This window comes from Streptomyces sp. H27-H1 (genome assembly GCF_026627445.1).
In the GTDB taxonomy this organism is placed as follows: Bacteria; Actinomycetota; Actinomycetes; order Streptomycetales; family Streptomycetaceae; genus Streptomyces.
Genome location: NZ_JAPNLJ010000005.1, coordinates 303,587 through 314,855, shown reverse-complemented (window position 1 = coordinate 314,855; position 11,269 = coordinate 303,587). Strand labels below are relative to the sequence as shown.

Annotated in this window: 11 protein-coding genes and 1 pseudogene; 9 read left to right on the top strand and 3 right to left on the bottom strand. The window is 73.0% G+C overall.

What is annotated here, in order from left to right; all coding sequences use genetic code 11:
- Nucleotides 1–135, top strand: a pseudogene (locus OTB20_RS07795) (phosphoglucosamine mutase); the annotation flags it as partial.
- 57 nt (nucleotides 136–192) lie between these two features.
- Here OTB20_RS07795 and OTB20_RS07790 read toward each other — a convergent pair.
- Entirely contained in the window at nucleotides 193–1,143 is a 951-nt protein-coding gene (locus OTB20_RS07790; protein ID WP_267815841.1) for a DUF389 domain-containing protein, read from the bottom strand.
- A 26-nt stretch (nucleotides 1,144–1,169) separates the two neighbouring features.
- The gene (gene coaA, locus OTB20_RS07785; protein WP_267815840.1) at nucleotides 1,170–2,234 is read right to left on the bottom strand and encodes a type I pantothenate kinase; all 1,065 of its coding nucleotides are present in this window, start codon (nucleotides 2,232–2,234) and stop codon (nucleotides 1,170–1,172) included.
- A gap of 283 nt (nucleotides 2,235–2,517) precedes the next feature.
- Here coaA and OTB20_RS07780 point away from each other — a divergent pair, with 283 nt between their 5' ends.
- The 8 genes from OTB20_RS07780 (at nucleotide 2,518) to OTB20_RS07745 (ending at nucleotide 10,547) form a co-directional block, all read left to right on the top strand.
- Complete coding sequence (locus tag OTB20_RS07780; RefSeq protein WP_267815839.1) at nucleotides 2,518–3,273, top strand: hypothetical protein; 756 nt, start codon at nucleotides 2,518–2,520, stop codon at nucleotides 3,271–3,273.
- A 108-nt stretch (nucleotides 3,274–3,381) separates the two neighbouring features.
- Nucleotides 3,382–5,232, top strand: a complete 1,851-nt coding sequence (glmS, locus tag OTB20_RS07775; protein WP_267815838.1) for a glutamine--fructose-6-phosphate transaminase (isomerizing) — start codon at nucleotides 3,382–3,384, stop codon at nucleotides 5,230–5,232.
- A 25-nt stretch (nucleotides 5,233–5,257) separates the two neighbouring features.
- Nucleotides 5,258–5,626: a holo-ACP synthase gene (locus OTB20_RS07770; RefSeq protein ID WP_267751549.1), complete on the top strand. Its 369-nt coding sequence runs from the start codon at nucleotides 5,258–5,260 to the stop codon at nucleotides 5,624–5,626.
- 49 nt (nucleotides 5,627–5,675) lie between these two features.
- Nucleotides 5,676–7,079, top strand: coding sequence for an NAD(P)H-hydrate dehydratase (locus OTB20_RS07765; protein ID WP_267815837.1), 1,404 nt, complete (start codon nucleotides 5,676–5,678; stop codon nucleotides 7,077–7,079).
- 267 nt (nucleotides 7,080–7,346) lie between these two features.
- Nucleotides 7,347–8,483 (top strand): alanine racemase, encoded by a 1,137-nt coding sequence (alr, locus tag OTB20_RS07760; protein WP_267815836.1) that lies wholly within the window; start codon nucleotides 7,347–7,349, stop codon nucleotides 8,481–8,483.
- A gap of 11 nt (nucleotides 8,484–8,494) precedes the next feature.
- Nucleotides 8,495–9,685, top strand: coding sequence for an alpha/beta fold hydrolase (locus OTB20_RS07755; protein ID WP_267815835.1), 1,191 nt, complete (start codon nucleotides 8,495–8,497; stop codon nucleotides 9,683–9,685).
- A complete protein-coding gene (tsaE, locus tag OTB20_RS07750; protein WP_267815834.1) occupies nucleotides 9,624–10,190 on the top strand; it encodes a tRNA (adenosine(37)-N6)-threonylcarbamoyltransferase complex ATPase subunit type 1 TsaE in 567 nt (188 codons plus the stop codon). Before OTB20_RS07755 ends, tsaE begins: the two co-directional genes overlap by 62 nt.
- A gap of 150 nt (nucleotides 10,191–10,340) precedes the next feature.
- Entirely contained in the window at nucleotides 10,341–10,547 is a 207-nt protein-coding gene (locus OTB20_RS07745; RefSeq protein ID WP_267815833.1) for a hypothetical protein, read from the top strand.
- A 61-nt stretch (nucleotides 10,548–10,608) separates the two neighbouring features.
- On the opposite strand, the gene OTB20_RS07740 is transcribed toward OTB20_RS07745, so the two are convergent.
- A complete protein-coding gene (locus OTB20_RS07740) occupies nucleotides 10,609–11,166 on the bottom strand; it encodes a hypothetical protein (protein ID WP_267815832.1) in 558 nt (185 codons plus the stop codon).
- Nucleotides 11,167–11,269: the final 103 nt, after the last annotated feature.

The window sequence follows — 11,269 nt, the reverse complement described above, 5'->3', positions numbered from 1 at the left end:
TTCGACAAGTACGTCGCCCACCTCATGGGTGTCCTGCCCAACCGCCTCGACGGGCTCAAGATCGTCCTGGACGAGGCGCACGGCGCTGCCGCCCGCGTCTCGCCCGAGGCCTTCGCCGGGGCCGGTGGCGTTGTGGGGGAGTGGAGCCCGGACTCCGGTGCCGGGCGCAGGACTTGGGCTCAGGGCTTGGGCTCAGGTCTTGGGTGACGTGCGCCGCCAGTGGCCGCGCTGGGTGCGCCACAGGAGTTTTTGGCAGAGCAGGGTCAGTACGCCGGCCAGCATGATTCCGAACAGGTTCAGCAGCAGCTGCTCCATCGAGCCCCACATCTGGCCGAACTTGCCGTAGCTGAGCGCCACGGCCGCGTTGGCGGCCGCCGGGACCGTGGTCACGGAGATCGCGACGCCGACCAGCGCGCCGGACTTCGCCGAGGTCAGGGAGAGCACTCCGGCCACGCCGGCGAGCAGCGCCACGACGAACGAGAACAGGTCCGGCTGCCAGATGAAGCTGGTGTTGGGGCGGGGCTTGTCCAGCATGCCCCCGTGGAACAGCCCGAGCGCGTCCATGGCCAGGCTGAAGACGGTGGTCGCGGCCATCGCGGCGGCGAAGCCGACCAGCAGGGCGAACAGCGAGCGGGCGGCCAGCCTGGGGGTGCGCTTCACCAGGCCGGTACAGACGCCGGCGAGCGGTCCGAACTCCGGGCCGACCGCCATCGCGCCCACGATCAGGATGGCGTTGTCCAGGACGACACCGCAGGCCGCGATCATCGTCGCGATGATCATGAAGGCGCTGTAGGTGATGCTGAGAGTGGACTCCTCGTGGGTCGCCTCGCTCAGCTGCTCCCACAGGACGGCGTCGGCGGCCTCGCCCGGGGCCTCCTCCTCCGCCCGGTCGGCGCGGTCGGAGAGGGAGAGGTCGATGTTCTCGACCGAGATGGAGCCGTCCTTGTCGATGCCGAGCTCCCGGAGCTCCTGCAGGAGCTCGTCCCCCGCCTCGCGCGCGACGTCGCACAGCACGATGTCGCCCCGGGGGACGCGGGCGGCGCCGGGCAGCACCGCCAGATGGGTGGTGCCGACCGTCCCCTCGATGATCCGGACCGCGGCGTCCGTCCGGTCCGACGGAATGATCATCCGTAGATGCAGCATGGCCGAACCCTAGCTTCCGGCGGTCCTCAGAGCTTGCGCAGACTCAGCTTCTGCACCTTGTGGTCCGGGCCCTTGCGGACGACGAGGGTGGCGCGGCCGCGGGTCGGGGCCACGTTCTCCAGCAGGTTGGGCCGGTTGATGGTCCGCCACATCGTCTGCGCGTACTCCAGTGCCTCCTCCTCGGAGACCTGGGTGTACTTGCGGAAGTAGGAGAAGGGGTTCTGGAACGCCGTCTCGCGCAGCTTGCGGAACCGGTTGAGGTACCAGCGCTCGATGTCCTCGGGGCGGGCGTCCACGTACACGCTGAAGTCGAAGTAGTCGGCGAGGCCCACGCGGGTGCGGCCGTCGTTGCCGGGCAGGGCCGGCTGCAGGACGTTGAGCCCCTCGACGATCAGGATGTCGGGACGGCGTACGACGAGCTGCTCGCCGGGGACGATGTCGTAGATCAGGTGGGAGTAGACGGGGGCCGTGACCTCGTCCTTGCCCGCCTTGATGTCGGCGACGAAACGGGTCAGCGCCCGGCGGTCGTAGGACTCGGGGAAGCCCTTGCGGGCGGTCAGCCCGCGCCGCTGGAGCTCCTTCATCGGGTAGAGGAAGCCGTCGGTGGTGACCAGCTCCACGCGCGGGTGCTCCGGCCAGCGGGCCAGGAGGGCCTGGAGGAGACGGGCCACGGTGGACTTGCCGACGGCCACCGAGCCGGCGACCCCTATGACGAACGGGGTGCCCTGCTGGGCGCCGTGGCCGTTGCCGGCGTCGCCGAGGAAGGTGTTGAGGGTGCCCCGCAGGTTGCTGGTGGCGCCGACGTACAGGTTCAGCAGGCGGGAAAGCGGCAGGTAGACGTCGCGCACCTCGTCGAGGTCGATGACGTCGCCCAGTCCGCGCAGCCGCTCGACCTCGTCGGCCGTCAGCGGGAGTGGGGTGCGCTCGCGCAGAGCGCTCCACTCGGCGCGGGTGAGATCGACGTAGGGGGAGGCCTCGTGGCCCCGGCGGCGCGTGGGGTGCGCTGCGTGCTCGGGGGGCGTAGCGGGCTCCGATCCGTCGGAGCGCTTCGTTGCGCGGTCCGGCGTGCTTCGTGGCGGCGAAGAGATCACACGGCCATTGTCGGGGGTGATGGGCCGCCGTGGGTGGTGTGGTCGGTCACGTGGAGGGGGGTCTTATGGCCCGGGGTGGGTGGGGTTGTGCGCCGGACGGTATCGATTGGAGGCCCCTGCGGTCTCGTGGCGATCACGATGTGTGCGGCGGGTGAAACGTGCGTGCGCTGTGGCCCGGAGCCCCGTAGCGTGATGATCATCGCAGCTCACCACGCGTCCCCGGTTCGGGGCGCCTCGGCGTGCTGCCGTTCCGTAGATCTTTCCTGTGGGGGGAATCACCAGCATGCGCAGCGCATTCGTCCGCCGTACCGTCCTCGGCGCCTCGGCCGTGTCCCTGGCCCTGCTCGCCACCGCGTGCGGCGGCTCCGACAAGGCCGACGCGAAGCCGTCCGCTTCGGCTCCGGCGGCCCCGGCGGCCAAGGGCAGGACCGACGCCGAGCTCGGCGGCGTGATCGTGGCGCAGGCCGACCTTCCCGACCACGTCCTCCAGGCCGTCACGGCGGAGGAGGTCGCGGCCGGTGCAGGGTCCGCGAGCGACAAGGCCGCGTGCCTTCCGCTGGCCAAGGCGCAGTCCGTGACCGCGATCGGCGCCGCCACCGGTACCGCACGCGTCAAGGCCGTCGCCAAGCCGAAGCAGCCGGCCGAGGGGGCGAGCGTGGAGGAGAAGGCGAAGGCGGCGATGGACGCACTCGGTTCGACCGCCACCTCGGTCACCCTGGAGTCGTACGAGGGCAAGGGCGCGCAGGAGGCCTTCGCCTCGCTCAAGAGCGCGGGCAGCGCCTGCGCCGGCGGCTACACGATCACCCAGGCGGGCGAGACGGCCAAGGTCACCAAGGTCGCCGACGGTACCCCTGTCACCGGCGGGGACGAAGCGCTCGCCTACACGATCGAGCACGACGCCGACGGCGAGATGCTGTCCACGCAGGTCGTGGTCGTGCGCAAGGCCAACACGCTCGCCGTCTTCTCCGCGCTGAGCCTGACCGGCAAGGCCGAGCAGCCGACGGCCCTGGTCGCGGCCCAGTTGAAGAAGCTCGGCTGACCGTTTCCTCGAATGCGCGTCACACCCGCCCCGGCACTTCGCCGGGGCGGGTTTTTCGTCTTGTTCAGGTACCGGGCCCGGAGCCAACTACGGCGTACCCTGCGGCTTATGTGCGGAATCGTGGGTTACGTGGGAGCGCAGTCGGCGCTCGATGTGGTCATTGCCGGACTCAAGCGGCTGGAGTACCGCGGCTACGACTCGGCGGGTGTGGCCGTGCTCGCCGACGGATCGCTCGCCGCCGTCAAGAAGGCCGGCAAGCTGGTCAATCTGGAGAAGGAGCTGGTCGGGCACCCGTTGCCGGCCGGTTCCACGGGGCTCGGGCACACCCGGTGGGCCACCCACGGGGGGCCCACCGACGTCAACGCCCACCCGCACCTCGACAATTCGGGGCGCGTGGCCGTCGTACACAACGGGATCATCGAGAACTTCGCCGCGCTGCGCGCCGAGCTCGCCGAGCGCGGGCACCGGCTGGAGTCCGAGACGGACACCGAGGTCGTGGCGCACCTGCTGGCCGAGCGGTTCGAAGGCGCCGGCGGGAACCTGACGGAGGCGATGCGGCAGGTGTGCCGGCAGCTCGACGGGGCGTTCACGCTGGTCGCCGTGCACGCCGACCAGCCGGACGTGGTGGTCGGCGCGCGCCGGAACTCGCCGCTCGTGGTGGGTGTGGGGGAGGGCGAGAACTTCCTAGCCTCGGACGTGTCCGCGTTCATCGCCCACACGCGGTCCGCGATCGAGCTGGGGCAGGACCAGGTCGTCGAGCTGCGCCGCGACGGTGTCACGGTGACCAACTTCGACGGTTCGCCCGCGAGCGTGCGGGCCTACCACGTGGACTGGGACGCCTCGGCGGCCGAGAAGGGGGGCTACGACTACTTCATGCTCAAGGAGATCGCCGAGCAGCCGAAGGCCGTCGCCGACACCCTCCTGGGCAGGATCGACGCGAACGGCCTGCTGACCCTCGACGAGGTGCGCATCCCCGACTCGGTCCTCCGCGAGGTCGACAAGGTCGTGATCGTGGCCTGCGGCACGGCGTACCACGCGGGCATGATCGCGAAGTTGGCCATCGAGCACTGGACCCGCATCCCGTGCGAGACGGAGCTGGCCAGCGAGTTCCGCTACCGCGACCCGATCCTGGACCAGCGGACACTGGTCATCGCCATCTCGCAGTCCGGCGAGACGATGGACACCCTGATGGCGCTGCGCCACGCCCGCGAGCAGGGTGCGAAGGTGCTGGCCATCTGCAATACGAACGGCTCGACGATCCCGCGCGAGTCGGACGCCGTGCTGTACACGCACGCCGGACCCGAGATCGCCGTTGCTTCCACGAAGGCGTTCCTGACACAGCTGGTGGCCTGCTACCTGGTCGCCCTCTACCTCGGCCAGGTACGGGGCACGAAGTGGGGCGACGAGATCCGCTCCGTGATCCGGGAGCTGTCGGACATCGCCGCGGCCGTGGAGACCGTACTGGGGACCATGGAGCCGGTACGGGCGCTCGCCCGGTCGCTCGCCGACAAGAACACCGTGCTGTTCCTGGGACGCCACGTCGGCTACCCGGTGGCGCTGGAGGGCGCGCTCAAGCTCAAGGAGCTGGCGTACATGCACGCCGAGGGCTTCGCGGCGGGCGAGCTCAAGCACGGGCCGATCGCGCTGATCGAGAAGGACCTGCCGGTGGTGGTCGTCGTACCGTCGCCGCGCGGGCGTTCGGTGCTGCACGACAAGATCGTTTCCAACATTCAGGAGATCCGGGCGCGCGGGGCGCGGACCATCGTGATCGCCGAGGAGGGTGACGAGGCGGTGGTCCCGTACGCCGACCACCTCATCCGCATCCCGGTCACCCCGACCCTGCTCCAGCCGCTGGTGGCCACCGTGCCGCTGCAGGTGTTCGCGTGCGAGCTGGCGACGGCGCGGGGCAACGAGGTGGACCAGCCGCGTAACCTCGCCAAGTCCGTGACCGTGGAGTAGTAGTGGCGTAGCTGGAGCTGTTGTTGTGATTATCGGCGTCGGGATCGATGTGGCGGAGATCGAGCGGTTCGGTGCGGCCATGGAGCGCACGCCGGGCCTGGCCGGGCGGCTGTTCCTCGACGCCGAGCTGACCCTGCCGAGCGGCGAGCGGCGCGGGACGGCCTCGCTCGCCGCCCGGTTCGCCGCCAAGGAGGCGCTCGCCAAAGCGCTCGGCGCGCCCCGCGGACTGCTCTGGACCGACGCCGAGGTGTACGTGGAGGGCACCGGACAGCCGAGGCTGCGGGTGTCCGGCACGGTCCTGGCGCGGGCGCAGGCGCTGGGCGTGAAGTCCTGGCACATCTCGCTCAGCCACGACGCGGGCATCGCCTCCGCCGTGGTGATCGCCGAGGGGTAGGCGGCCGGGGAGCAGGGCCCGCGCCGTCCGCGTCGGGCACGCTGGTGACATGCGTACTGCTTACAGCGTGGAGACCGTACGGGCCGCCGAACGCGAGCTGATGGGCCGGCTGCCCGAAGGCGCCCTGATGCAGCGGGCGGCGGCCGGACTGGCCGCCGTCTGCGTCCGGCTGCTGCCCCGCGTCTACGGGGCCCGCGTGGTGCTGCTGGTCGGCCCGGGGGACAACGGCGGCGACACCCTGTACGCGGGCGCGCGGCTGGCCCGGCGCGGGGCCGGGGTGACGGCCGTCGCCATGGATCCGGCGCGGGTGCACGCGGGCGGACTGGCCGCGCTGCGGGCCGCCGGCGGCCGCCTCGCCCAGGACGTACCGCAGCGGGCCGACCTGGTGCTCGACGGGCTGGTCGGCATCGGCGGCCGGGGCGCACTGCGGCCGGCCGCGGCCGCGCTCGTGGAGCGGATCCCGGCCGGCGCGGTGGTGGTCGCCGTGGATCTGCCGAGCGGGGTGGACGCGGACACCGGGGAGGTGGCCGGAGCGGCCGTGACCGCCGACGTGACGGTGACCTTCGGGGCGTACAAGCCGGGGCTGCTGATCGACCCGGGTGCCTCGCGGACGGGCGCGCTGAGCCTGGTGGACATCGGGCTGGGCGAGGTGCTGCCCGAGCCCGCGGTGGAGGCCCTGCAACACGCCGACGTGGCGGGGCTGCTGCCGGAGCCGACGGCGACGAGCGACAAGTACCGGCGCGGCGTGGTCGGGATCGTCGCCGGATCCGCGCGCTACCCGGGCGCGGCCGTGCTCGCGGTGGCAGGGGCGCTGCGGGGCGGTGCGGGCGCGGTGCGCTACGTAGGGCCGCGGGCGGTGGCGGACGCCGTACTGGCCCGGTACCCGGAGACGCTCATCGGGGCCGGCCGGGTCCAGGCGTGGGTGGTCGGGCCGGGGCTGGGCGACGAGGGCGGCCCGGAGGCACGGGAGGCGCTCTCGCAGCCGGTACCGGTACTCGTGGACGCGGACGGGCTCCGCGGCCTGGACCCCGGGGAGCTGCGGGCCCGGGCGGCTCCGACCCTGCTGACCCCGCACGCGGGGGAGGCGGCGGCGCTGCTCGGGGTCGCCCGGGAGGCCGTCGAGGCGGGGCGGCTGGGGGCCGTGCGGGAGCTGGTGTCCCGGTACGGGGCGACGGTGCTGCTGAAGGGGTCGACGACGCTGGTCGCCTCCGGCGCGGCGGGGGCGGTCCGGGTGAACCCGACGGGGAGCCCGTGGCTGGCCACCGCCGGGAGCGGGGACGTGCTGGCCGGGCTGGGCGGGTCCCTCCTGGCGGGTGGTCTGGGGGCCGGGGACGCCGCGTCCGTGGCGGCGTACCTCCACGGGCTGGCGGCCCGGCTCAGCGGTGGCCCGCTCCTGGCCCAGCAGTTGGCGGAGGCCCTGCCCGCCGCTTGGCGCGAGGTCCGGCACCCGTGACCTCGGGGTCCCCTCTACGGGGCTCGCCCCCGGGCCCCGCCAGGCCTGGCGGGACCTCGGGTGCGATCGTGCGGCGCCGCTCCCGGGGGCCGGCCCCCGGACCCCCCGCGCCTCGAGCGCCGGCGGGGCTGGATTTGCCCGGCCGTGCCGCCTCCACCGCTTCGCCGGTGTTCCGGAGGAGGGACCGGAAGGGGAGCGGGTGCGGAGGCGATCCTCCGGGCCCTGCCTGTTCAGCCCGCCCGCCGGAGCTCTGAGAGACTGGTGGGGATGAACGAGACACCCACGCGCGTGTACGCCGAGATCGATCTAGACGCCGTCCGGGCGAACGTGCGCGCACTGCGTGAGCGGGCGCCCCGGTCCGGGCTGATGGCCGTAGTCAAGGCGGACGCCTACGGGCACGGCGCCGTGGCCTGCGCCAAGGCCGCCCAGGAGGCCGGTGCGAGCTGGCTGGGGACCGCCACGCCCGAGGAGGCCCTCGCGCTGCGCGCCGCCGGGATCGAAGGCCCCGTCCTGTGCTGGCTGTGGACCCCCGGTGGTCCTTGGCGGGAGGCCGTCGAGGCCGGTATCGACGTGTCCGTCAGCGCGATGTGGGCCCTCGACGAGGTACGGGAGGCCGCCCGCGCCGCCGGCCTGACCGCGCGGATCCAGCTCAAGGCCGACACGGGTCTCGGCCGGGGCGGCTGCCAGCCCGCCGACTGGGAGGCCCTGGTGGGCGCGGCCGTCGCCGCCCAGTCCGAGGGGACCGTCAAGGTCACCGGCGTCTGGTCGCACTTCGCCTGCGCCGACGAGCCCGGCCACCCCTCCATCCAGCTCCAGCTCACCGCCTTCCGCGACATGCTCGGCTACGCGGAGAAGGAGGGCGTCGAGCCCGAGGTCCGGCACATCGCCAACTCTCCGGCCACGCTCACCCTCCCCGAGGCCCACTTCGACCTGGTCCGCTGCGGCCTGGCCGTCTACGGGGTCTCGCCCGCGCCCGAGCTGGGCACCCCCGCCCAGCTGGGCCTGCGCCCCGCGATGGCGCTCAAGGCCTGCGTCGCGCTGGTCAAGACCGTGCCGGCCGGGCACGGGGTCAGCTACGGCCACCACTACGTCACCGAGCGGGAGACCACCCTCGCGCTGATCCCGGCGGGCTACGCCGACGGCATCCCGCGGCAGGCGTCCGGGCTCGGCCCGGTGCTCGTCGGCGGCCGCATCCGGCACGTCGCCGGGCGCGTCGCCATGGACCAGTTCGTGGTCGATCTGGACGGAGGCCACGCCGAGGTCGGCGACGAGGCCGTCATCTTCGGGGACGCGGAGCGCGGTGAACCCACCGCCGAGGACTGGGCTCGAGCGGCACACACGATCGGCTATGAGATCGTCACCCGTATCGGGGGCCGGGTCCCCCGCGTGTACCTCAACGGCTGAATGAGGACGGCGTGAGCGAGAACTGGCGCAAGGCGGGCTGGGCGGGCGCCGCCATCGGCGTGATAGCCGCCGGAGCGGCGGCCGGTGTCGCGGTCGAACGGATCACCGTCGGCCGCGGCCTGCGTGTGAAGGCACGGCTCGCGCTCGACGCGACCGGAGACTACGGATCCCTGCGCGGCGCCCCCGGCACCGCACGGGCCGAGGACGGCACCGCGCTCTACTACGAGGTCGACGAGCTGCCCGAGGAGGGCAAGCGCCGCCGGCTGCGCCGCAAGGCGCCGCCCCGGCCGACCGTGGTGTTCTGCCACGGCTACTGCCTCGCGCAGGACTCCTGGCACTTCCAGCGCGCGGCCCTGCGCGGCCTGGTGCGCGCCGTGTACTGGGATCAGCGCAGCCACGGCCGCAGCCAGCGCGGCGTCTCCCAGGCCGACGGCGAGCCCGTCACCTTCGAACAGCTCGGCCGCGACCTGAAGGCCGTCATCGACGCAGCCGCCCCCGAGGGCCCGCTGATCCTGGTCGGCCACTCGATGGGCGGTATGACCATCATGGGCCTGGCCCAGGAGTTCCCCGACCTCATCCGGGACCGAGTGGCCGGGGTGGCGCTGGTCGGCACCTCCAGCGGCCGGCTGGGCGAGGTCACCTACGGGCTGCCCGCCCTGGGCTTCGGGGCGGTACGACGCCTGCTGCCCGGGGTGCTCAAGGCGCTCGGCTCCCAGGTGGAGCTGGTGGAAAAGGGCCGGCGGGCCACCGCCGACCTGTTCGCCGGCATGGTGAAGATGTACTCCTTCGCCTCCCGCGACGTCGATCCGGGTGTCGCCCGCTTCGCCGAGCGGCTCATCGAGGCCACGCCCATCGACGTGGTCGCCGAGTTCTACCCGGCCTTCCAGACGCACGACAAGACGGCCGTGCTCCAGCGGTTCGCGGACATCCCCGTCACGGTCATCGCCGGGGATCGCGACATGGTCACCCCGCCCGAGCACAGCCAGGCCATCAAGGAGGCGCTGCCCTCCGTGGAGCTGGTCGTCCTGGAGTCCGCCGGGCACCTGATGATGCTGGAGCACCCGGACACCGTGACCGCGCTGCTCACCGGGCTGCTCGCGCGCACCGGAACGGTGTCCGCAGCGGCTAACGTTGGCGAGCATGGAAGAAGTACCGCGGGAAGCACCGCGCAGCCAGGCGCAGGACCGGGCTCCGGGGCCTGACGCCGAAACGCAACTCACCGTCGGCTCGCCCGATGCCATGCAGGACCTCGGACGCCGGATCGCCGGGCTGCTGCGCCCCGGCGACCTCGTCCTGCTGACCGGGGAGCTCGGCGCCGGGAAGACCACCCTGACCCGCGGCCTCGGCGAGGGGCTGGGCGTGCGGGGGGCCGTGACCTCGCCGACCTTCGTGATCGCCCGGGTCCACCCCTCGCTGACCGGCGGTCCGGCGCTGGTGCACGTGGACGCGTACCGGCTGGGCGGCGGGCTGGACGAGATGGAGGACCTCGACCTCGACGTCTCGCTGCCCGAGTCCGTCGTCGTCGTGGAGTGGGGCGACGGCAAGGTCGAGGAACTGTCCGAGGACCGGCTGCACGTGGTGATCCGCCGGGCGGTCGGCCATGAGGAGGTCCTGGACGACGTGCGCGAGGTCATGGTCCGCGGGACCGGAACCCGCTGGTCCGCCGGGTCGGGTCTGGAGACCCTCGCGGGCGCCTCGGCGGAGTAGACGGGCCGGGCGGGTGGCCGTCCTCCCGGGAGAAACGTACCGACAAGTCGTCGGGAAGATATTGCGCGGGCGGCGGGCCGCGTGGTCACATGGTACGGAGGGCTGGTTAGGCGTACCTAAGTACGGGCTGGCCCCGGCCAGGAGGCAGCCATGTCGACAACAGGAGCAGCGGGCGTCCCCCGTCCGTCCGCCGTGTCCATGAGGACACTGCTCGCCGCGGGCGCCGCTGCCAGCGCCGTGTCGACACCACCCGCCCGCGAGCACGCCCCGGAGCCCGATCCCGTACGGGAAGCGGCGGAGGGGGCGGAGGGGGCGCAGGGCAGCGAACAGGCCGCCCCGGAGTCCGAAGCGGCCTGAAGCGGGGACGGCTCGGTCCCCGAACGAGTGAATCCGGCGTGGTGCGGCCGGGCCGGGCGGGTCAGGGGACGACGACGACCTTCGAGCCGATCGTCGCGAAGGCCCACATCGCGTCGCCGTCCGCGCGCAGCATGCGGACACCGCCGGTCTTCTTGGCCGGATCGGGCGCCGGCAGGGTGTTGTCCACCCGGGCGCTGAAGCCGACCGTGACCCCCTGCGGACTCGCGAAGCGCACGACGTGCTCGATCGGCACCCCGTCCGAGCCGGTCACCGCGCCCGTGCGGCCGCCCACCGTGTAGCTGCCGAGCGCCGGATTGACCGTGCTCGGCACGACCGCGAACGACTTCGGCTTCCCAGTGGGTCCCACCAGCCACACGCGCTTCGCACCCAGCGAGTACACGACGCGCGTCCCGGTGCCGGAGCCGGCCGGGAGGGCCGCCGGCTTCGCCGGGTCCGTCTTGGCGGGCCCGGAGTCGCTCGGAGACGGTACGGGGCTCTGCGCGGCGGCCTTCGGCGGGTGCGCGGGAGCGGTGGCGGACGCCTGGTAGCCGAGGAACCCGACGACGGCGAGCGCCGCCACGGTGAGCCCGGCCACGATTCCCGAGCTGCTGCGTGCCACCTTGCTCCACCTCTCCGCATGGTCAGTCGGACGATCAAACCCTGACACCTGGTCCGAAGGTAGCAGCAGGGGTGCCCGCAGACCGGCCGCAAGGGCCGGGGGC

Bases quoted from the DNA above. Each gene is read 5' to 3' on its own strand.
- OTB20_RS07790 (WP_267815841.1), bottom strand. From the start codon at position 1,143: ATGCTGCATCTACGGATGATCATTCCGTCGGACCGGACGGACGCCGCG.
- OTB20_RS07780 (WP_267815839.1), top strand. From the start codon at position 2,518: ATGCGCAGCGCATTCGTCCGCCGTACCGTCCTCGGCGCCTCGGCCGTG.
- glmS (WP_267815838.1), top strand. From the start codon at position 3,382: ATGTGCGGAATCGTGGGTTACGTGGGAGCGCAGTCGGCGCTCGATGTG.
- OTB20_RS07765 (WP_267815837.1), top strand. From the start codon at position 5,676: ATGCGTACTGCTTACAGCGTGGAGACCGTACGGGCCGCCGAACGCGAG.
- alr (WP_267815836.1), top strand. From the start codon at position 7,347: ATGAACGAGACACCCACGCGCGTGTACGCCGAGATCGATCTAGACGCC.
- tsaE (WP_267815834.1), top strand. From the start codon at position 9,624: ATGGAAGAAGTACCGCGGGAAGCACCGCGCAGCCAGGCGCAGGACCGG.
- OTB20_RS07745 (WP_267815833.1), top strand. From the start codon at position 10,341: ATGTCGACAACAGGAGCAGCGGGCGTCCCCCGTCCGTCCGCCGTGTCC.